The following is a 22,107-nucleotide window of genomic DNA, read 5'->3' as shown; positions in this document are numbered from 1 at the left end:
CTATGCGGCCTTTCCCTGTTGGACTTTCACAGCTTACAAACCAAATCGCGCAGGTGTAAGAGGGGGCATGACCAGCGCCGTGACACATCCCGCAAGACTGGGCATTCTTTGCATGGTGGCGGGGATGTTCTTTATTTCTATCAATGACATGCTGATCAAATCACTGTCCGGAGGATACCCCCTGCACGAGTTGGTTTTGCTGCGCTCGGCGGTTGGGATCGGGTTCAGCTTTGTGCTGTTGCAGATCGAAGGCGGGGTGAAATTGCTGCGCACCGGGCGTTATGGCCTGCATCTGCTGCGGGCGCTGTTGGTGGTTTTTGCCAATTCGGCGCTTTACGCGGCGATTGTCGCGATGCCGCTGGCAATGGCCAATGCGCTGTATTTCGTTGCGCCGCTGTTTGTGACTTTGCTGTCCATTCCGGTGCTGGGCGAACAGGTTGGCGCACGGCGGATGACGGCCGTGGCAATCGGGTTTGGCGGTGTCTTGCTGATGATGGCCCCGCAGATCGCCAGGGGCGAGGGGGGTCTGGGCTGGCTTGTGGTGCTGCCGGTTCTGGCGGCGGCTGGATACGCCAGCATGTCGGTGCTAACCCGCAAACTGGGCCAGACCAGCCGCGCCTCGGCGTTGGCGATCCAGATGCAATTTGCCTTTGTCTGTGTCAGCCTGGTGATGTTTTTTGCCGTGGGCGACGGGCGCTTTGTCGATGAAAACACCAATGACAGCATGCGGTTCCTGCTGCGGGAGTGGATCTGGCCGGAAACGGCGGATCTGTTGCCCATCACAGGGTTGGGATGCCTGTCCGCGGTGGTGGGGTACCTGATGACCCAAGCCTACCGCCTCAGCCGCGCCTCGGCCGTTGCGCCATTTGAATATATCCTGCTGATCTTTTCGCTGTTCTGGGGCTGGATGGTGTTTGGCGAATGGCCGGAAAACAGCGTGTTCCTCGGGGCGGCCGTGGTGATCGGGTCCGGGGTCTATGTGTTTGTGCGAGAGGGCCGCAAGCCGCCGACACGGCGGGCTTAGGGTCGAAGGTTGGCTGTGCGGCCCGAGTTGCCCCTAATATGCCACCGCGCCCGAGCAGGGGGGCAGTTTCACCGCCCCCCTCGCATCAGCTCAATGCGTCCAGTATCCGTGCCCAGGACCGGATGCCTTTGTGAAAGCTTTCCATGTCGTATTTCTCATTCGGGGAATGGATCGCGTCGTCGTCTTTGCCAAAGCCCACCAGCATCGGTTCGGTGTCAAGGATCTGTTGGAAGTGACCGGCAATCGGGATCGACCCGCCGCAGCCGATATAGGCGGCCGGGATTTGCCATTCGTCTGACAGCGCCTTGCGCGCCGCTTCGAACATATCGCCAGATGTGTCCGCGCCCGAGGCCTGGCTGGCGCCGTGACCGTTGAATTCGACCTCATAGTCGGCGGGCAGGGCATCGCGCACCATTTGCCGGAAGCTTTCGCGGATCGCCAGCGGATCCTGATCGCCCACAAGGCGGAAACTGATCTTGGCATGGGCCTTGGATGGCAGAACGGTCTTGAACCCGTCACCGGTATAGCCGCCCCAGATCCCGTTCACGTCACAGGTGGGCCGCGACCAGATCATCTCAAGCGGGGTGCGGTCCTGCTCGCCTGCGGGCTGTGACAGGCCAACATCACCAAGGAAGGTTTCATGATCAAAGGCGAGGCCCTGCCATTGCGCTTCCAACTCGTCGGACAATTCCGGCACGCCATCATAAAACCCCGGCACGGTGATGCGGCCGGTGTCATCATGCAGGGATGCAATGATCCCGCTCAGCACCCGGATGGGGTTCATCGCGATGCCGCCGTACATGCCCGAATGCAGGTCCATCGTAGGGCCGGTCAGGGTCAGTTCCTCACCCAGAAGCCCGCGCAGCATGGTGACGATGGCGGGGGTCTTGGATTCGAACAGACCGGTGTCACAGATCAGGGCGATATCTGTCTTCAGCTCTTCTGCGTTCTCTTTCATGAAGGGCACAAGGGAGGGCGAGCCGGATTCCTCTTCGCCCTCAAGGAAAAAGGTGATCCGGCAAGGCCAGTCACCCTTGACCGCTTTCCATGCGCGCAAGGCTTCGACAAAGGTCATCAACTGGCCCTTGTCATCGGACGATCCGCGCCCGCGGATCACCCGGCCCTTGGCGGTGTCCTCAATCTGCGGGTCAAACGGGTCATTGTCCCACAGATCCAGCGGATCTACCGGCTGCACATCATAGTGGCCGTAAAACAGCAGATGCGGGCCGCTGTTGCCCACATGGCCCACCACCATCGGATGGCCCGGTGTCGGGCGTTTGGAGGCATCAATGCCCAGCCCTTGCAGGTCCGACACCAGCCAATCGGCGGCGCGGTCGCAATCGGCCTTGAACGCCGGATCGGTGGAAATCGACGGAATGCGCAACAGATCCAGCAGCCGGTCGGTGGCTTCAGGCAGGTCGGCGTCAATACGCGCAAGGACATCATCAAGGGACATCGGTCACTCCAGTTTTGTTTGGTTTTGCCGGACCGTATCAGGCCGCTGCCCAGTGTCCAGAGGCAGGGCGCGGGATCAGGCGCCTTGGCGTTTTGCCGCGCGGCTGGACCATTGCGCCACCAGAAAGACAGCAAGCGCCGCGCCGGCAAATCCAAGCACCAGAGGGGTGACATTGCCGGTGTAGATTTCGCTGATCACAAAGCCGACCGGGATCGCGATGGCGGTGGACAATGCACCAATGACCGCTGCGCCAAGGCCTGCCATATGGCCAAGTGGCTCCATTGCCAGGGCATTGAGATTGCCAAACAGCAGCCCCATGCAGAAAAAGGTGATCATCAGCCACGCCATGAACAAGGCGAAAGGTGGCAACTCCCCCTGCGCCAAGATAAACGCCGCAAAGGCAGAGGCCGACGCCACAACCACACAAAGCGCGATATTGGACAGGAACCGCATACCCCATTTTTCGACCAATGCCGAGTTCAGGATCGACGCCGCCCCGATGGCCAGAGCGGCAGCGCCAAACCAAAGGGCAAAAGCCTCGCCCTTGTCATAGCTGTTTTGAAAGATCTGCTGCGCAAGGCTCAGGTAGGCCAGAAACGGCCCAAAGATGATGCCGCTGCAAAGGGTAAACCCGATGGCTGCTGGGGTGCGGATGATTTCGGCGATGCCGCCTGCAATGTTACGCAGCGACAGAACCCGCCGGTCTTCAGGCATCAGGGTTTCGGGCTGGCGCAATGAAAACCAGACCCATGTGATCCCCGCCATTGCGAGCAACATGGCAAAAGTGGCCCGCCATCCCGACAGCGAAATCAGCAACTGGCCAATGGCGGGGGCGATCGCGGGCACAATGATAAAGACCGCCATCACAAAGGACATGATCCGCGCCATCGCGCGCCCTTCATAGCCGTCGCGCACAATCGCCACCGCCACAATGCGCGGTCCTGCCATGCCCAGCCCTTGCAGCAAACGGCCCAGCAACAGCATCTCGAACGAGCCTGCAAAAAGACAAAGCAGAGTGCCAAGACAGAACATCAGATACCCGCCATGGATCACAGGGTGGCGGCCATAGCTGTCTGACAGGGGACCAACAACCAGTTGTCCCAGTGCAAAACCGGCAAACAGAACCGAAATGACCAGATGCCCCTTACCAGGATCATCCTGACCTAATTCAAGGGGAATCAGTGACAATGCAGGCAGCATCACATCCGTTGTCATCGCTACGAGCGAGATCATCAAAGCGGTCAGGACGATAAATTCGGGGCGGGAGGGCACAGTGTTCATGTCCGTCCTTTCGCCCAATTACAGACCCGCAACAACCACAATCGACACCGCACGCCACGTCAACGACGCATGTTGATCCAGATCAAGGCTGCGACATCGGGTGCTTCTATAAAGCATTGAATAGCTGAATACGTTTCTGTATTCGTTCTAAATACCCCTTACGGGCGTCAGGCGCCTTGCTGACTGCCCGGACTGCCAGATGGAGAGGCGCATGGACTATACCGACAAGCTCGATGAGGCGATTGCGCGTCTGCATGAAGAGGGCCGTTACCGGACCTTTATCGATATTGAGCGGCGCAATGGCCAGTTCCCGCACGCGGTCTGGACACGTCCCGATGGCACCGAGCAGGACATCACCGTCTGGTGCGGCAATGACTATCTCGGCATGGGGCAGAACCCGGTTGTTCTGCAAGCCATGGAAGAGGCGCTGCATGCCACGGGCGCAGGCTCCGGCGGGACGCGCAACATCTCCGGCACAACGGTCTATCACAAACGGCTAGAGGCCGAACTGGCCGATCTGCATGGCAAAGAGGCGGCGCTGCTGTTCACCTCCGCCTACATTGCCAATGACGCGACACTGTCGACTCTGCCAAAACTGTTTCCGGGTTTGATCATCTATTCCGATGCGCTGAACCACGCTTCGATGATCGAAGGCGTGCGCCGCAATGGCGGGGCCAAGCGGATCTTCCGGCACAATGACGTCGCGCACCTGCGCGAATTGCTTGAGGCCGACGATCCTGCCGCGCCCAAGCTGATTGCCTTTGAATCGATCTATTCGATGGACGGTGATTTTGGCCCGATCGAGGCGATCTGTGATCTGGCCGATGAATTTGGCGCTTTGACCTATATCGACGAAGTGCATGCTGTGGGCCTTTACGGGCCGCGCGGGGCAGGGGTGGCGGAACGCGACCGCCTGATGCACCGTCTGGACATCATCAACGGCACCTTGGCCAAGGCCTACGGCGTGATGGGTGGCTATATCGCGGCCAGCGCCAAGATGTGTGATGCGATCCGGTCCTATGCGCCGGGGTTTATCTTTACCACCTCTTTGCCTCCCGCCATTGCGGCGGGCGCGGCGGCATCGGTGGCCTACCTCAAACGCGCACCCGAGCTGCGCGAAAGGCATCAGGCACAGGCCAAGGCATTGAAACTGCGGCTGAAGGGGCTGGGCCTGCCGATCATCGATCACGGCAGCCATATTGTGCCGGTGATGGTGGGCAATCCTGTGCACACCAAAATGCTGTCCGATATGCTGCTTGAAGATCACGGCATTTACGCCCAGCCGATCAATTTCCCGACCGTGCCACGCGGAACAGAGCGGTTGCGCTTTACCCCGTCGCCGGTACACGGACCAAGAGAAATGGACGCATTGGTACGCGCAATGGATGGTTTGTGGTCCCATTGTGCGCTGAATCGTGCCGAAGCTGCGGGTTAAACAGGGAAAATTCGTATTTCCCGTTGCCTTGTGCTATAGCTCAGTGAAGAAAAGGCCAAAGCCGAATCGTTGGGATGGATGATCAAGGCTTAAGGTTTCAGGCAGGTTAACGACGGGACGGTACTATGATCAGGCGATGGTCCTCCAAGATCGCAACGGACGAAGAGGTTGAACCTAAGGGGTTTGACGCCTTTGAACTGAGGCTTGGAGACCTTATGCGCGGTGAACGCGCCACCATGGGCAAATCGCTTTTGGATGTGCAGCGCGAACTTCGGATCAAAGCGGCCTATATCGCCGCCATCGAAAACGCCGACCCTGACGCTTTTGACACTCCCGGATTTATTGCTGGCTATGTGCGGTCCTATGCGCGCTATCTGTCGATGGACCCGGACAAGGCCTTTGCTGCCTTCTGTGCAGAATCCGGTTTCTCGGTTGCGCACGGCATGTCTGCCGATGCCTCTGTTATCAAGAAAACCAACATCGAAGACCGTCAGCCCCGCCCCACGGGCGGCGACATTTTTGCGCGCTCCAACCCTGCCATGGCACCAATGGGCGACAGCCTGCTCAGCCGTGTCGAACCGGGCGCGGTGGGCTCCATGCTGGTGCTGGTTGCGCTGATCGGTGCTATTGGATTTGGCGGCTGGACTGTTTTGAAAGAAGTGCAGCGCGTGCAGGTTGCACCTGTTGACCAGACACCGGTTGTCTTGTCCGACCTGGATCCGCTGGATGGTGCGCTGATCACAGCGCCGGACAGCGAAAACACCACGGCCGCGCCGCAGATGCCTGCACCGCGCACCGCCGCTCTGGACCGGCTTTATCGGCCTCAGGCACTGGATGTGCCGGTGCTGGTGGCACGTGATGCGCCCATTGCAACAATTGATCCTCGTTCCGTCGGCAGCTTTGCCACCGCGGCGGATCAGTTGCCACAGATCGGTGTTCAGACTGCCGGGTTTGGCGGCACACAATCGGCCACAGATCTGGCTGTTGCCGAGGCTTTGGGCACTCTGCCGAATGTGCCGGTGGTTGTTGGCGCTGCGAAAGAGGGCGTGCGCATGGTTGCCGCTTATCCCTCATGGGTGCGGGTTCGCTCCGCCGATGGCACCGTCATCTTTGAAGGGGTGATGAACAAGGGCGACACATGGGATGTGCCCATCACGGAAGAGCCACCAACCCTGCGCACCGGCGAATCCGGCGCCATCTATTTCGCGATGGCGGATGGCTGTTTTGGCCCGGCAGGTGCACGTGGTGCGATCACATCGAACCTGCCACTGCACCAACAAGCGCTGGCCGAACTTTACGCGCCGGTTGATCCAACCCAGGACACCTCGCTGTCACGGATGTTTGCCGATCTGGAAACCTCCGATATTGATCCGGCCGTTTTGGCCGCGATGCCCTGCCAAACAAACTAAGCGCCCATTGCACCAGAGGGCCGGCTTGACTAGGTACTGAGGGACAACAAACGCCCCCAGACCGAGGTGATCCCATGTCGCTGAACCACATCCGCCCTTGGCGGGACATTTACCGCCGCACCTCGCGTCAGATCATGGTGGGCAATGTGCCTGTGGGCGGCGATGCCCCGATCACCGTACAAACCATGACCAACACCTTGACCACCGATGTGGCAGGCACCATCGCGCAAATCCAGGCGGCGACGGATGCAGGTGCCGACATCGTCCGGGTCTCTGTGCCGGACGAGGCATCCTCCAAGGCGCTCAAGGAGATCGTACCGGAGGTCAGCGTGCCCATCGTCGCCGACATCCATTTCCACTACAAACGCGGCATTGAGGCCGCAGAGGCCGGGGCGGCTTGCCTGCGGATCAATCCGGGCAACATCGGTGACGAGACGCGGGTCAAAGAGGTGATCAAAGCGGCGCGGGATCACAATTGCTCGATCCGCATCGGCGTCAACGCCGGATCGCTGGAGAAACACCTGCTGGACAAATACGGAGAGCCATGCCCCGACGCGATGGTGGAAAGTGGTCTGGACCATATCAAGATCTTGCAGGACAACGATTTTCACGAGTTCAAGATCAGCTGCAAAGCCTCTGATGTCTTCATGGCGGCTGCTGCCTATCAAAAGCTGGCCGAAGCCACGGATGCCCCCATTCACCTTGGCATCACCGAGGCAGGCGGGCTGATGTCCGGCACCATCAAATCTGCCATTGGTCTGGGCAATCTGCTTTGGATGGGCATTGGCGACACGATCCGCGTGTCGCTGTCTGCCGATCCGGTTGAAGAGGTCAAGGTCGGCTATGAGATCTTGAAATCATTGGGCCTGCGCCATCGCGGCGTAAACATCATTTCCTGCCCTTCCTGTGCACGGCAGGGGTTTGACGTGATCAAAACCGTTGAGGCGCTGGAAAAACGGCTGGAGCATATCAAGACTCCGATGAGCCTGTCGATCATCGGCTGCGTGGTCAACGGACCGGGAGAGGCCTTGATGACCGATGTGGGGTTCACCGGTGGCGGGGCAGGGTCCGGCATGGTCTATCTGGCAGGCAAGCAAAGCCACAAACAGGACAACGCCAGCATGATCGAACACATCGTCGAACAGGTCGAAAAGAAAGCCGCCGAGATCGACGCCCAGGAGGCGCAAGCTGCGGAATAGACGGATTGCAACCTTGAAGTTGTCTAGCGATTGCCCGGCGGCGGTCCGCCCATATTCCGGCGCCGCGCGGTTTCAGCCGCGCTTTTCTTCGACCAGGGCCATCATCTGATCAAAGGGCAGATAGCCGCGCAGCAATTCGTCGTGCATCACAAATGTAGGTGTGCCCGAGATATTGAGCTGTTGTGCGAGTGCGCGGGTCTGGGCGATCTCCATGGTCACCTCGTCGCTGTCCATGCGGGCTTCAACCGCTTCCATGTCCAGGCCAAAGGTGCTCCCCAATCGGCGCAGGGCCGGCAGGGTCACATCCCCGTTATAGGCCATCAACGCGTCATTGACCGCCTTGTAACTGTCATCCCCAGCAATCTGCTTGGTCGCAATGGCAAAGCGTGACGCCAGCACCGATTGATCACCCAAAATTGGCAGCTCTTTCACAATCAAGCGGATGTTTCCGTCTGTTTCCAAAAGCTTGGCCACCTCGCCATGTGCGCGTTTGCAATAGCCACAGCGGTAATCGAGGAACTCAACCAGTGTAATGTCGCCGTCCGGGTTGCCGCCGACCCAGGAATATCCGTCGTCAAATATCGCGTCGGCATTGTCGCTGACCAGATTGTCATCGGCGCGGGCCTGCGCCTCGGCCTCGCGGGTTTGCAGCAATGTGACCGCTTCCATGATCACTTCGGGATTGTCCATCAGATAGGCACGCACCTCCGCGCGGAACTGGGCGCGTTCGGCGTCCGTCAGCTCTGTCAAATCCATCGCAGCGGCGGGCAAAGCCAGCGTGGCTGCAAAAATCGGCGCGATCAGGCGGTGCATCATGATTGGAAACCTTTCATTCGTCGCATGTGGGTTGACGGCATGCGCAAGACCCGGTGAAAACACATCGCAACACTAGGAGCAAGCCCATGCGCATATCAACCCGGTCCGCCGTCGATCCCTTTATTGTGATGGACGTGATGCAAGCCGCCAGCGCGGCCGAGGCCGCAGGGCGCCACATTATCCACATGGAAGTCGGCCAGCCGGGCACCGGGGCGCCCAAAGGCGCAACCGCAGCCCTTGCAAAGGCGATGGATGACGGGCCGCTGGGCTATACCGTGGCGCTTGGCCTGCCGGCCTTGCGGGCGCGGATCGCGCGGATGTATGGCGAATGGTATAACGTTGACCTTGATCCGTCGCGGGTGGTGATCACACCGGGGTCTTCGGGTGGGTTCATTCTGGCCTTTACCGCGCTATTTGACACCCATGACAAGGTTGGCATCGGCGCACCGGGCTATCCAAGCTATCGCCAGATTTTGCGGGCGCTGGATCTCGATCCTGTTGATTTGCCTGCACAACTTGAAAACCGCTATCAACCGGTGCCAGCCGATTTTGCCGATATGGACCTGGCCGGTCTGCTGGTGGCATCCCCTGCCAACCCAACCGGCACCATGCTCGACAGGCCCGCGATTGGCGCATTGATCGACGCCTGCGCCGCGCAGAACGCATCATTCATCTCGGACGAGATTTACCATGGTGTGGAATACGAGAAAAAGGCCGTCACCGCGCTGGAATTGACGGATGATTGCTACGTGATCAATTCGTTCTCCAAGTATTTCTCCATGACCGGCTGGCGCATCGGCTGGATGGTGGTGCCGGAGGATCATGTGCGGGTGGTGGAACGGATCGCCCAGAACATGTTTATCTGCGCCCCGCACGCCAGCCAGATCGCAGCACTGGCGGCGATGGATTGTGATGATGAGTTGCAGGCCAATATGGACGTCTACCGCGCCAATCGTGCCTTGATGCTGGACGGATTGAAGGACGCTGGTTTCACCAAGTTTGCCCCGCCTGATGGTGCATTCTACGTCTATGCCGATGTTTCCGACCTGACGCAGGACAGCCGCGCCTTTGCGGCGGAAATTCTGGATCAGGCAGGTGTGGCGGTGACACCGGGGCTGGATTTTGACCCACTCCGCGGTGCGACAAGCCTGCGGTTTTCCTACGCCCGCAGCACCGGGGACATCCGCGAGGGTCTGGCGCGGCTCAAAGCATTTTTGCAAGCGCGCGCATAGCTTCGGCGACTGGCCTGTATTGGCAAAAGCTGCTAGCTTGGCTCGAACAACAAGCCGAAAACAACGGTGGAGCGGATGCAGGCGATACTCAAGCTATTGGCAGTGATCTTGGTCACAGCACAGGGGGCTTTGGCCCAAGACCTGTCTGCATTGGCACGGGTCAATCCAGAGCAAAGCAAGATTGAAGAGGGCTGGTTTGGCAAGACCACGCTGACCCTCGGCCTCAGCCAAGGTGTGCCGTTTCGGGTGTTTCTTCTGAATGATCCGGCGCGGCTTGTTGTCGATTTTCGTGAGGTCGATTGGACCGGCCTGAACGCCGATAGTCTGCTTCCCGAACCGGGGGCAATTTCGGAGATCCGCTTTGGAACGTTTCAACCCGGCTGGTCGCGGCTTGTGGCTGATCTGGCCGAGCCGATGATCCCCGATCAGATCGGCATGCCGGTAGACGAGGCCAGCGGCACTGCACAGCTAGAAATCGTTCTGAAAGACGTAACCCCAGACGCCTTTGCCGAGGCCGCAGGGGTGCCGATTGATCCATCCTGGACGATGTCGCTGTCCCCCAAAAAGCCGATAACAAAACGCGATGATGGCCGTTTTGTTGTGGCGCTGGATCCCGGTCACGGTGGCATTGATCCGGGCGCCCAAACGGACGGGGTGGACGAAAAAGACCTCATGCTGCGCTTTGCCCTGTCGCTGAGCGAAGTGTTGCAGCGCAGCGGTGTGGACGTGGTGTTGACCCGGTCCGAAGATGTATTCGTGGCGCTGGAAACCCGCGTGGCGATTGCCCATCAGGCACAGGCTGACTTGTTTATTTCGCTGCACGCGGACAGCCTGACCCAGGGCGGGGCAAAGGGCGCGACGATCTATACCCTGTCGGAAGAGGCCAGCGATGCGGCGACCGCCCATCTTGCCGCACGGCACAACCGGTCTGATATCATTGCAGGCGTTGATCTGACCGGATCAGACGATCAGGTGGCGGGTATTCTGCTGGATCTGGCGCGGCAGGAGACAGAGCCGCGCTCTGCCGCATTGGCAAGAATCCTGGCTGAAGGCATGGCGCAGGCCGGCGGCCCCATGAACCGCCGCCCGCTGCGCAACGCCGGTTTTTCAGTGCTCAAATCCGCAGATATTCCGTCGGTTCTGGTCGAGATCGGCTTTCTCAGTTCCAAGCGGGATCTCAACAATCTGCGTGATCCGATCTGGCGTGCGGTCATGGTCAATGCGATGGCAGATGCGATATTGGCGTGGCGCGATCAGGACGAAGCCCGCAAGCCTCTGATACGGCAATAAGAAATATCCCGCAGGCGGCAGTTCTGCCCGGCGCAAGATGGGCAAAGATTGGCCGAACCAGATGCGTTTCGTGTTTTGACCATTGCCGCCTGTCCGCGTATACCGGACCCTACCTCGTTGCCCTGAAAAGGTTGTTCATTCGTGTTCCGTTTCATCCTGTCTTTCTTTGGCGGTATTTTTACCGCGATCACCATGAGCCTTGCTATGGTTGCGCTGTCCATCGGGGCGGTGTTCTGGATGTACGGGCGTGATCTGCCCAGCCACGAAAGCCTTGCACAATATACCCCGCCAACGATCAGCCGGATCTATTCGGGGCAGGGGCGTTTGATTGACGAATTTGCCAAGGAACGGCGGCTGTTTGCCCCGGCCGACACCATCCCGGACCTGATCAAACAGGCGTTCATCTCGGCCGAGGACAAGAATTTTTACCAGCACGAAGGCTACGATCTGCGCGGTATTGCGGCGGCGGCGATTGATGCGGTGCGCTCGCGCGGGCGCGATGTGCGCGGAGCCTCCACGATCACGCAGCAGGTGATGAAAAACTTCCTGTTGTCCGGCGATCGCCGGGCGGAGCGCAAGATCAAGGAAATCATCCTTGCCGCCCGTCTGGAAGAAACCCTGCCCAAGGAAAAAATCCTTGAGCTTTACCTGAACGAGATTTTTCTGGGGCAGAACTCCTATGGTGTGGCCGCGGCCAGCCAGACCTATTTCAACAAGACACTGGGCGAACTGGCCCCCCATGAGGCGGCATTTCTCGCCTCCTTGCCCAAGGCACCGTCGGATTTTCACCCCGTCCGTCGTAAAGAGCGCCTGCTGTCGCGCCGTAACTTTGTGCTGCGGGAGATGTTCGAGAACGGATATATTTCCAAGGCCGAATATGAAGCCGAAAAAGCATTGCCGCTGCGGTCCGTCCAAAATGGTGACTTCGAAAGCTTCAAGGCTGAACTGCCGCCCCGCGACTATTTCACCGATGAAATTCGCCGCCAGCTGTCTGAGAACTTTGGCGAAGGTGAATTTTTCACCGGTGGTCTGACCGTCCGTGCGACCATCGACAACGAGATGCAACCGATCGCGGCCAACGCCTTGCGCCTGCAGTTGGAACAATACGACCGTGGCCGCGGCATCTGGCGCGGGACGGGCGAAACCCTTCCGGCCGAGGCTCTTGAAACCGAAGAAAAGTGGCGTGCCGCATTGGCCGAGCTGCGCGTGCCCCGCGATATCGATCTGGAAGATCAATGGTATCCTGCCGTTGTCCTTGAGATTGGCGAAAATGACGCCCGCATTGGCATCGAAGGCGTTGAAGATGACACAGATGGCCATTGGATTCCCGCCAAGGATGTCCAATGGGCCCGCAAACGGCTCGATGATGGCACATTGGCGAAAAAGGCCCGTGTTGCCGGTGATTTGCTAAGCGTTGGAGACGTGGTTCTGGTGCGCCGGATGACCGCGGATGACGATGGCAGCTTTATCCGCTGGACATTGCGGCAGGTGCCGCAGGTGCAGGGCGGTTTTGTCGCCATGGACGCGGACACCGGGCGCGTGATTGCAATGCAGGGCGGCTTTTCCTATCAGTCCTCGGTGTTCAACCGGGCCACGCAAGCCCGCCGCCAGCCCGGTTCAAGCTTCAAACCCTTTGTCTATGCCTCCGCGCTCGACAGTGGCTATAGCCCGGCCACCATCGTTGTAGATGCGCCGATTGAGATTGATACCCCACAAGGGGTTTGGCGGCCCAAGAACGCCTCGCATAAATTTTACGGGCCAACGCCCCTGCGCACCGGCATCGAACAATCGCGGAACCTGATGACCATCCGACTGGCCCAGGAGGTCGGCATGGATGTGGTGGGCAGCTATGCCGAACGATTTGGCGTCTATGATGACCTCTCGCCGGTGCTGGCCAATGCGCTGGGATCGCAGGAAACCACGCTATTCCAGATGGTCTCGGCCTATGCGATGTTTGCCAATGGCGGCGAACGGGTGCAGCCCACGCTGGTGGACCGGGTTCAGGACCGCTACGGGCGCACTGTCTACCAGCATGACCAACGCCTGTGTAACGATTGCAAACAGGTCAGTCTGGCACCGGGGCAGGCACCGAGGGTGATCTCAAACCGCGAACGGGTGATGGACCCCGTGACAGCCTATCAGCTGACCTCGATGATGCGCGGCGTTGTCGAACGCGGCACCGCACGCAAGGCGATCAACCTGCCAGTGCCCATCGCAGGCAAGACCGGCACAACCAATGATGAAAAGGACGCCTGGTTTGTCGGCTTTTCCTCCAACATCGTGGCGGGATGTTACATCGGCTTTGACACGCCGCGTGCCATGGGCCGCGGGTCCGGGGGCGGGGCGCTTTGCGCGCCGGTGTTCCAACGCTTTATGTCTCAGGCCATCAAGAAATACGGCGGCGGCGATTTCAAAGTTCCCGAAAGCTGTGTGTTCATCAACATCGACCGCTTTACCGGTGCACGGCTCAGCGATGGGGCATCGGGGAACAATGTTGTCTCTGAATGTTTCCGCGATGGCGAAGAGCCGATCTTTGGCATCACCTTCGATGGTGGCTTTGCCATGGGCGGTGATTTGCCATTGGTCGAGGAACTGGGCGGCGGCGGGCGTCAGGTGACCACCTCAACCGGCAAGAAGGCCGTGGTCGGCCCCAAGGCCACCTTTGGGACATTGTCCTCGGGCGGTCTTTATTAACCAAACAGGTCAGGGAAAACCGCCCTGCGGCTTGCTGCGCCGCGCGGGCTGGTTTATCTCGTCTTGAACCCAGATGAAGGCAGGCACCCATGCGCGCAGAAGCACAGAATACGGCAGATCAGATCGGGAAATCCCTGGAACTGCTGGCGCAGCGTTTGAACGTTGAAACCGCCCAGCACCGGCTGGAGGAATTTAACGCACGCGTCGAGGATCCGAACCTCTGGGACGATCCGGATGCGGCGCAAAAACTGATGCGCGACAGGCAGATGCTGGTGGATGCCATCGACACCTATGAGGGCATCAAGCAAGAGCTGGCCGATAACATCGAGCTGATCGAACTGGGCGAAATGGAAGAGGATGACGAGGTTGTCGCGGATGCCGAAGCGGCACTGAAGGCGCTGGCCGAAAAGGCCGCCCAGAAAGAGCTTGAAGCCTTGCTGGACGGCGAGGCCGACGGCAATGATACTTTCCTTGAAATCAACTCCGGCGCGGGCGGCACCGAAAGCTGTGACTGGGCCAGCATGCTGGCGCGGATGTATGTCCGCTGGGCCGAGAAAAAGGGGTATAAGGTTGAGCTGCAGTCCGAAAGCGCGGGCGAAGAGGCGGGGATCAAATCCGCGACCTACAAGATCAGCGGACCGAACGCCTATGGCTGGCTGAAGTCCGAAAGCGGGGTACACCGGTTGGTACGGATCAGCCCGTTTGACTCCGCTGCCAAACGTCACACCTCCTTTACCTCTGTCGGGGTTTATCCGGTGGTCGATGACAACATCGAGATCGAAGTAAACCCCGCGGACATCCGCATTGATACCTACCGGTCGTCGGGTGCGGGCGGCCAGCATGTGAACACCACTGATTCCGCCGTGCGGATCACCCACGCGCCCACCGGTATCGTGGTAACCTCCTCGGAAAAGTCTCAGCACCAGAACCGCGATATCGCGATGAAAGCACTGAAAAGCCGCCTCTATCAGATGGAGCTGGACCGCCGGAATGCCGCGGTGAACGAGATGCATGAAAACAAGGGCGATGCAGGCTGGGGCAATCAGATCCGGTCTTACGTGTTGCAGCCCTATCAAATGGTCAAAGACCTGCGCACCAACTATGAGACCTCCGATACAAAGGGTGTGCTGGACGGTGATCTGGACGGGCTGATGGGGGCGACACTGGCACTGGCCGTAAGCGGCAAAAGCCGGGCCGAAGCGCAGGGCGACTGAGCGGTTTCGGGGGCTTTGCCCCCATCGCGGCAGGCCGCGATTCCCCCAGAATATTTTGAGCCAGAAAGAAATGGGATTGCGCAGCGGCCGCAGTCTTGGTCTCATCACTCCATGGATATTTTGGAACTGGGTGCGCTGGAGCTGTCTTCTGCGCTTGAGCGGCGTGATGTATCGGCGCGTGAGGTGATGCAGGCGACGCTTGATCGTATTGCGGCTGTGAACGGGACGGTGAATGCCATCGTATCGCTGCGCGATTCTGATCAACTGCTGGCGGAGGCAGAAGCGGCGGATGCTGCGCCGCGGGGCGGCTGGATGCATGGTATGCCGATTGCAATCAAGGATCTGGCCAATGCGGCGGGATTTCCGACCTCGCAGGGTTCGCCCATTTTTGCCGGGCAGATGGCCGTGCAGGATGATCTTCCGGTGGCGCGGATCAGGGCGGCAGGTGCGATTGTGATTGGTAAAACCAACACGCCCGAGTTCGGTCTTGGCTCGCACACCTACAATCCGGTGCATGGCGCCACCACCAACCCCTATGATCCGGCGCGGTCCTCTGGCGGATCGTCGGGTGGTGCGGCGGCGGCACTGGCCACCCGCATGTTGGCCGTTGCGGATGGGTCAGACATGATGGGATCGCTGCGCAATCCGGCGGGGTGGAACAACGTTTATGGAATGCGCCCCGGTTGGGGCAGTGTGCCGGGGGAGCCGGCGGGCGATGTTTTTCTGCACCAGTTGGCGACTGCAGGACCAATGGCGCGCAGCCCAGCGGATCTCGCGGCCTTGCTGGACACGATGGCGGGGGCTGATCCCCGCCTGCCGCTGAGCCAGGATCAGGCCGCGACCCTGCCACAGATGGCCGAAGCCCTGCCGCCGCAGCGGATTGCATGGCTTGGCGATTGGGACGGGGCGCTGCCCTTCGAGGACGGCCTCCTGGACCTCAGTGCAGAAGCAGTGGCACAGCTGGGCAATCTGGGCCACGAGATCACGCCACTGGCCGCGCCGTTCAACGCCAATGCGATCTGGGACAGCTGGATCACCCTGCGGTCCTTTGCGGTGGCAGGCGGGGCGCGGGCGCTTCATGAAAACCCCGACACCCGCGCCATGCTCAAACCCGCAGCAATCTGGGAGATCGAGCGCGGGCTGGCCCTGAGCGCGATGCAGGTGCAACAGGCCAGTGAGGTGCGATCTGACTGGTTCCGCGCAGCAGTCGCGCTTTTTGACAGTTTCGATGTGCTGGTCCTGCCCTCGGCGCAAATCTGGCCGTTTGACGTGACGCTGGACTACCCCAGAGAGATCGCAGGCATCACGATGGACACTTATCACCGCTGGATGCAGGTGGTGATCCCGGCCAGCTTGCTGGGCCTGCCTGTGGTCAATATTCCTGCCGGATTTGGACAGAATGGCTTGCCAGCCGGGCTGCAACTGATCGGGCCAAGGGGGAGCGACGCAAGGCTTTTGCAGCTGGCGCAGCAGTGGCATGAGGCAACCCGTTGGCCACAGCAACGCCCGCCCGCTATCTAAGCGGCGGATTGGGCGCGGGCAGGGGGCTTTCGCGGCCCATATCGATCAGGCGCTGGCGCAATGCGTCCGTGTCAGGATGCCCGATTTCCATCGCAAAAACATGCGCATGGGTCAGGTAAAAAGCGGCCTGCTCTGTGTTGTTCGCCACTTCGGCAGCCTGCGCATACAACGCAACCAAAGCCGAATTATCGCCAGCGGCATGCGCCGCCAGCAGATCACGATCCAGATCGGTCATTCCGCCGCTTGCGGCGCGGCGCGGTGCCGCTCAAGCTGGCTGGCGACCCAATCGTGGAACATATGGGTCGGGCCGTCCATTGCCGGAGAGAACCGCCCACCATCAAAGCCGGGCCCGTGCCGCCCGCGTTGCATGCCTTCAACGACAAAGACATCCTCGGCAAAGACCTGTTTCCATTGCTCGGTGTTGCGGGCCCGCAAATCGGGGTCGGTCTGGGCGGCAGAGTAGTAAAGATGAATGTTCTCGACCGTTTTTTCAGGCCCCTCCGGCACCAGCACGATAGCAAAGGTATGGTCTCGGTGGACGCCCAGCAGCACGTTTGGGTAGACGGTGATGTATTCTGCGGCCGTGTCCCATTTATCTGACAGATTTTCAAAGTCGGGGAAGGTTTTTCCGTCCTCGCCCGTCAACTGGCGATAGACCAGGGTGCCCTGACCGGAAAACCGCCCCTGCGCCTCGATGTGGTAATGATCTTCAAGCCGGGAATAGCTGTTGAGCCCCGGATGCACCCAAGGCAGGTGATAGCTTTCACAGTAGTTTTCGACGGCCAGTTTCCAGTTGCAGTTGACCTCAAGTTGAAACGCGCTGTCTGCGCCGCCATGAAAGAGCGGCTTGTCAAATTCCGACCACCGCGCCAGCAGATCGCTGTGGGCATCCTCAAACGCCGGGGCGGTGCCGGAGACATTGATGAAAATGACATCCATCCAGATGTGACTGCGGATCTCGATCAGGCCCAGCAGGGCGCGATCAATACCGTCGTGGGTGTTTTGCCCCGGTCCACCCACATGCGGGGTGCTGACCAGACGGCCATCGGTGGAATAGCACCAGCTGTGATAGGGGCAGCGGATGGCCCCTTCGATCTTGCGCGGCTCTTCCACAAGGATCATGCCCCGATGGCGACAGGTGTTCTGGAACACGCGCACATGGCCCTGTTTGTCGCGTACAACCAGCAAAGGCATGTTCAGGAAGGTGACGGGCAGGGCATCGCCGACCTCGGGCACATCGGCGGCGACCGCAAGACCTGCCCAATTGTCGAAGAGCACAGCCTGCTTTTCTTCTGCAAAGATACCGGCATCGATATAGTGGCCATTGGGCAGGCCATTGGCCGTTTCAATGGGACGGCGCACGTTACTCAGATCGGTGGTCGGATGGTCCATGATGCTTCCTCCTGTTGGACACAAGAGTACCACGGCGCCAATCGCCGCTAAAATTCACAAACGACCCGAGTTGTTCTCTGGCGACATATGTCGGTTTAGGAAAAGGGTTCGTCGGGGCGGAGCAGACGGCGTTGGAACGGGCTCAGATCTTCGACCTTGCAAAAGCCTGCCTCACGGCGGGCTTTGAGGCCGTTTCGGAACTCGGTCCCGAGGTAGTCATAGACCAGCCGCGTCGCGCGCGTGCCAATAGCGTCCTCGCCCACCGTGCGGGTGACATAGCCGACCCAAAAGTTGTTCTCGAATGACGCGACCCGCGTGAGATAGTTGAAAGAGGATGTCATGGCATTGCGCCGCGCGGCAAAGATCGCGATGCCGTTTTCCTGACGGAACACCAACCCGCCAAAGACCCGCGTTTGCGGATGGGTTGGCAAATCCTGCGTTCGCATCGCCGCTGTTGTCTCATAGCCCCTCAGGCTGGTCTGGGAGCCCTGACGGGAGATGTGCAGCAGGCCGGTTACAAAATCATCCGGGTTGATGAAGCTGCGCCGGGCAAAGCGGTAGAAACCCGATGGAAACAGGTCTTCCGATACAGTTGAGGATTGCAGCCCCAGAAAATCGGTCAAAACGCCATTGGCGCTGCGCTCTTGTGACAGGCGGATCTCTTCTACAGGTTCCAGCAGGATGCGCGCGTCGATCTCGAAAAACCGGCAGATTCGGTCCAGAACGTCAGGGCGTGGAAAACTTTCGCCTGCCAGATAGCGGTTGAACTGGGTGCGGTTGATGCCAAGCTGCCGGGTCAGATCGGCGATTGACGGAAAGTTTTCTGCCAGATGGCGCAGGTTCCGTCCAAAAATTGTGCGCACTTCTGCTGGGGATCGCTTTTCACCTTGACGTGGGGATGCATCTTCTGATTGTTTTTGCAAAACACGACTCCCCTGTTTAATCGAAGATCCCACTGCGGATCTGATGCTACTTAGCGTCACTGGTGACGCTATACCGTACCACCTTATGGGGTAATCCGACACAAAATGCCAGTATACGTTTCAACTTAGACGCTACAAAAAGCCCCTAGCTTGTTGCTAACTGAATGTTAGGCATAATTCTCGGGGGCTTATTTATGATAGGAATTGTCTTGTGGAGTGATCCTACGGTCGCCAAAGCTGTGTTCTGGTGCGAGGATCAGGGGGATTTGGCCTATTTTCGCTCAAGCGATCCGACAAACGACGCCGCCTCGGCCCTTACCGCCGGCGACATGGTCTGTTTTGACGTTTGGACAGATGAAAACATGCGCCGGGCCTCCAACCCGAAACTGATTTCGGGCTATGGAAGCTCAGATTTGCCCAACCAGCTCAGGGCGACTGCGGGGCAAATGAAAACCGGCAGGACACGCGCAGGCAGCGCAAAAATCCTGCCATTTGAAGCAGAACGCACGGCGAAACTCAAAGAGCCCGCCGCGATGGAGGCCTAGAACAGGCCTGTCATTCAATCGCCGCGCGACAGGGCGGCCACGCCGGTACGGGCCACTTCGACAAGGCCCAGCGGGCGCATCAGATCGGCAAATGCGTCAATTTTTTCAGGCGCTCCGGTGATCTCGAACACAAAACTCTCCAGCGTGCTGTCCACCACATTGGCGCGGAAAATATCTGCAAGGCGCAGCGCTTCGACACGGTGATCGCCTTTGCCGGACACTTTGAACATCGCCAATTCGCGCTCAACACTGGCGCCTTCGACCGTCAAATCATGCACGTCATGCACCGAAACGATCCGGCCCAACTGCGCCTTGATCTGTTCGATGACCTGCGGCGTACCTGACGTTACAATGGTGATGCGCGACAGATGGCCGGTGTGATCCACCTCGGCCACGGTCAGGCTGTCGATGTTGTAACCGCGCCCCGAAAACAGGCCGATCACACGGGCCAGAACCCCCGGTTCGTTTTCGACCAGCACCGCCAGCGTATGGCGTTCGATGACATCGGAAAAATTGGGGCGCAGGTTATAGGCGGAGTGCGAGGTGGCGCCTTTTTTGATTTTTAGGGCTGACATTTTCGTTTCCTTCGTTCTTTTGCATCGGAAACTTTTAAAGTTTCCGTCCGTTTTCTTTCAAAGAAAACGATCTAGACCAGCACGGATCCCTTTGCGTCGATCACGCCTTGGGTCTGCGCATCGCCCAACAGCATCTCGTTGTGCGCCTTGCCGGACGGGATCATCGGGAAGCAATTTTCGTGCTTTTCCACCAGACAATCAAAGATCACCGGACCATCATAGTTCAGCATCTCCATGATCGCATCGTCCAGATCCGCAGGATCTGAACAGATAATGCCTTTGGCACCAAAGGCTTCGGCCAGTTTCACAAAGTCGGGCAGGGCCTCTGACCAGCTTTGGGAATAGCGTTCTCCATGCAGCAATTCCTGCCACTGGCGCACCATGCCAAGGCGTTCGTTGTTCAGGATGAACTGTTTCACAGGCAGGTTGTATTGGATCGCAGTGCCCATTTCCTGCATGTTCATCAGCCAGGACGCTTCACCCGCCACGTTGATCACAAGGCTTTCGGGATGCGCCATCTGCACGCCGATCGACGCCGGAAAGCCATAACCCATCGTGCCAAGCCCGCCCGATGTCATCCAGCGGTTTGGATCTTCAAAGCCAAGATATTGCGCGGCCCACATCTGGTGCTGGCCCACTTCGGTACAGATGTAGCGGTCGTGTTTCTTGGTCAGCTCTTCAAGACGGGCAAGGGCATATTGCGGTTTGATGGTCTTGCCTTCCTGACGGAACTTCAGGCAATCAACGCTGCGCCATTCCTCGATCTGCTGCCACCATTTGGCGACCGCTTCGGAGTTGGTTTTCCGGCCGCGTGATTTCCAGACCTTGAGCAGATCCTCAAGCACATGTCCCACATCGCCGACAATCGGAATGTCGATCCGGATCACCTTGTTGATCGAGGAGGGATCAATGTCGATATGCGCCTTCTTCGACTTGGGGCTAAAGCTGTCGACAACGCCGGTGATCCGGTCGTCAAACCGGGCACCGATGTTGATCATCAGATCGCAGCCGTGCATCGCCATGTTGGCCTCATAAAGGCCGTGCATGCCCAGCATCCCAAGCCACTTTTTACCCGAGGCCGGATAGGCACCCAGCCCCATCAGGGTAGAGGTGATCGGAAAGCCGGTGGCCTCAACCAATTCACGCAAAAGCTGGCTTGCGCCGGGGCCGGAGTTGATCACCCCGCCGCCGGTATAAAAGATCGGACGCTTGGCCTTTTCCATCGCTGCCACCAGTTCGGTGATCTCCTCAAGGTCGCCTTTGACCTTGGGCTGGTAATGCGAGGTTGAGGGCGCCTTGGGGGTGTAGGTGCCGGTGGCAAACTGCACGTCCTTGGGAATGTCCACCAAAACCGGGCCCGGACGGCCTGACGTGGCAACATGAAACGCCTCGTGCAAAACACCAGACAATTGGTCGGTCTCTTTCACCAGCCAGTTGTGCTTGGTGCAGGGGCGGGTGATGCCGACGGTATCGGCCTCCTGAAAGGCGTCAGAGCCGATCATGAAGGTGGGCACCTGTCCGGTCAAAACCACAATCGGAATGGAATCGAGCAACGCATCGGTGAGGCCGGTCACGGCATTGGTGGCACCGGGGCCGGAGGTCACAAGAACAACACCGGGTTTCCCGGTCGAGCGTGCATAGCCTTCGGCGGCATGGACCGCACCCTGTTCGTGGCGCACCAGAATATGCTTGATGCTGTTTTGCTGGAACACCTCGTCATAAATCGGTAGCACCGCCCCCCCTGGATATCCAAAGACGGTATCGACACCCTGATCAATCAGGGTTTGTACGATCATTTTGGCTCCGGTCATCTGGCGTGTCATGGTCTTGCTCCGTAAGGCAATATTTGTGTTGCGCATAAAAAAGCCCCCGATTTTCGGGGGCGCATGGGAAGGATTATGGTTTACCGTTACCGGCCCATGCGCGTGTGTCCTACAATGACGACTAGGGTAGTCATAATTTCAAAGGCTCCTTAAACGTGGCGCGACATTAGAATCGCGGGCAGGGGGCGTCAACACTCAATCCGGCAGAATTTATGTCTCTGGGGGTGAAAAATGCGACATTTTGTTTCACCCGATGGCTTGCGGGGGTAATTTTCCAA

General features: G+C 59.1%; 18 protein-coding genes. 10 read left to right on the top strand and 8 right to left on the bottom strand.

Annotated elements, in window-relative coordinates; genetic code table 11:
• Positions 1-67: 67 nt before the first annotated feature.
• Complete coding sequence (locus K3754_RS10865) at positions 68-1,024, top strand: DMT family transporter (protein ID WP_203211043.1); 957 nt, start codon at positions 68-70, stop codon at positions 1,022-1,024.
• 85 nt (positions 1,025-1,109) lie between these two features.
• Here K3754_RS10865 and K3754_RS10860 read toward each other — a convergent pair whose 3' ends face one another.
• A complete protein-coding gene (locus tag K3754_RS10860) occupies positions 1,110-2,480 on the bottom strand; it encodes a M20/M25/M40 family metallo-hydrolase (RefSeq protein WP_259937202.1) in 1,371 nt (456 codons plus the stop codon).
• 75 nt (positions 2,481-2,555) lie between these two features.
• A complete protein-coding gene (locus tag K3754_RS10855) occupies positions 2,556-3,761 on the bottom strand; it encodes a multidrug effflux MFS transporter (RefSeq protein ID WP_259937200.1) in 1,206 nt (401 codons plus the stop codon).
• A 211-nt stretch (positions 3,762-3,972) separates the two neighbouring features.
• Here K3754_RS10855 and hemA point away from each other — a divergent pair, with 211 nt between their 5' ends.
• The 3 genes from hemA (at position 3,973) to ispG (ending at position 7,804) form a co-directional block, all read left to right on the top strand.
• Entirely contained in the window at positions 3,973-5,196 is a 1,224-nt protein-coding gene (hemA, locus tag K3754_RS10850) for a 5-aminolevulinate synthase (RefSeq protein WP_203211046.1), read from the top strand.
• A gap of 125 nt (positions 5,197-5,321) precedes the next feature.
• Entirely contained in the window at positions 5,322-6,605 is a 1,284-nt protein-coding gene (locus tag K3754_RS10845) for a helix-turn-helix domain-containing protein (protein ID WP_203211047.1), read from the top strand.
• Positions 6,606-6,679: 74 nt separating this feature from the next.
• Positions 6,680-7,804 (top strand): flavodoxin-dependent (E)-4-hydroxy-3-methylbut-2-enyl-diphosphate synthase, encoded by a 1,125-nt coding sequence (gene ispG, locus K3754_RS10840; RefSeq protein ID WP_203211048.1) that lies wholly within the window; start codon positions 6,680-6,682, stop codon positions 7,802-7,804.
• A gap of 72 nt (positions 7,805-7,876) precedes the next feature.
• On the opposite strand, the gene K3754_RS10835 is transcribed toward ispG, so the two are convergent.
• A complete protein-coding gene (locus K3754_RS10835) occupies positions 7,877-8,620 on the bottom strand; it encodes a DsbA family protein (RefSeq protein WP_259937197.1) in 744 nt (247 codons plus the stop codon).
• An 86-nt stretch (positions 8,621-8,706) separates the two neighbouring features.
• Between K3754_RS10835 and K3754_RS10830 the strand changes: the two genes are divergently transcribed.
• From K3754_RS10830 to K3754_RS10810, 5 genes are all read left to right on the top strand, one after another.
• Positions 8,707-9,852: a pyridoxal phosphate-dependent aminotransferase gene (locus tag K3754_RS10830; RefSeq protein ID WP_259937195.1), complete on the top strand. Its 1,146-nt coding sequence runs from the start codon at positions 8,707-8,709 to the stop codon at positions 9,850-9,852.
• A 75-nt stretch (positions 9,853-9,927) separates the two neighbouring features.
• The gene (locus tag K3754_RS10825) at positions 9,928-11,142 is read left to right on the top strand and encodes an N-acetylmuramoyl-L-alanine amidase (RefSeq protein ID WP_259937193.1); all 1,215 of its coding nucleotides are present in this window, start codon (positions 9,928-9,930) and stop codon (positions 11,140-11,142) included.
• A 141-nt stretch (positions 11,143-11,283) separates the two neighbouring features.
• Entirely contained in the window at positions 11,284-13,836 is a 2,553-nt protein-coding gene (locus K3754_RS10820; protein ID WP_259937191.1) for a penicillin-binding protein 1A, read from the top strand.
• Positions 13,837-13,925: 89 nt separating this feature from the next.
• A complete protein-coding gene (gene prfB, locus K3754_RS10815; RefSeq protein ID WP_203211053.1) occupies positions 13,926-15,050 on the top strand; it encodes a peptide chain release factor 2 in 1,125 nt (374 codons plus the stop codon).
• Between the two features lie 111 nt (positions 15,051-15,161).
• The gene (locus K3754_RS10810; RefSeq protein WP_259937189.1) at positions 15,162-16,571 is read left to right on the top strand and encodes an amidase; all 1,410 of its coding nucleotides are present in this window, start codon (positions 15,162-15,164) and stop codon (positions 16,569-16,571) included.
• On the opposite strand, the gene K3754_RS10805 is transcribed toward K3754_RS10810, so the two are convergent.
• From K3754_RS10805 to K3754_RS10795, 3 genes are all read right to left on the bottom strand, one after another.
• Positions 16,564-16,806, bottom strand: a complete 243-nt coding sequence (locus K3754_RS10805) for a hypothetical protein (protein WP_203211055.1) — start codon at positions 16,804-16,806, stop codon at positions 16,564-16,566. The genes K3754_RS10810 and K3754_RS10805 overlap by 8 nt on opposite strands.
• Positions 16,803-17,963 carry an aromatic ring-hydroxylating dioxygenase subunit alpha gene (locus K3754_RS10800; protein ID WP_259937185.1) on the bottom strand — a complete coding sequence of 387 codons (1,161 nt, stop codon included), beginning with the start codon at positions 17,961-17,963 and terminating at the stop codon, positions 16,803-16,805. The genes K3754_RS10805 and K3754_RS10800 overlap by 4 nt, the downstream gene beginning before the upstream one ends.
• A 95-nt stretch (positions 17,964-18,058) precedes the next feature.
• Positions 18,059-18,826 carry a helix-turn-helix transcriptional regulator gene (locus tag K3754_RS10795; RefSeq protein WP_311201423.1) on the bottom strand — a complete coding sequence of 256 codons (768 nt, stop codon included), beginning with the start codon at positions 18,824-18,826 and terminating at the stop codon, positions 18,059-18,061.
• Between the two features lie 254 nt (positions 18,827-19,080).
• Here K3754_RS10795 and K3754_RS10790 point away from each other — a divergent pair, with 254 nt between their 5' ends.
• A complete protein-coding gene (locus K3754_RS10790) occupies positions 19,081-19,431 on the top strand; it encodes a hypothetical protein (protein WP_203211057.1) in 351 nt (116 codons plus the stop codon).
• Between the two features lie 14 nt (positions 19,432-19,445).
• On the opposite strand, the gene ilvN is transcribed toward K3754_RS10790, so the two are convergent.
• The gene (gene ilvN, locus K3754_RS10785; protein ID WP_025048223.1) at positions 19,446-20,006 is read right to left on the bottom strand and encodes an acetolactate synthase small subunit; all 561 of its coding nucleotides are present in this window, start codon (positions 20,004-20,006) and stop codon (positions 19,446-19,448) included.
• Between the two features lie 71 nt (positions 20,007-20,077).
• Positions 20,078-21,829, bottom strand: a complete 1,752-nt coding sequence (locus K3754_RS10780) for an acetolactate synthase 3 large subunit (RefSeq protein WP_203211058.1) — start codon at positions 21,827-21,829, stop codon at positions 20,078-20,080.
• Positions 21,830-22,107 lie beyond the last annotated feature (278 nt).

The sequence above is a fragment of the Sulfitobacter sp. M368 genome (assembly GCF_025141875.1).
Taxonomy (GTDB): domain Bacteria; phylum Pseudomonadota; class Alphaproteobacteria; order Rhodobacterales; family Rhodobacteraceae; genus Sulfitobacter; species Sulfitobacter mediterraneus_A.
The sequence above is the reverse complement of the archived record's forward strand: the minus strand, read 5'-3'. Positions and strand labels throughout refer to the sequence as shown.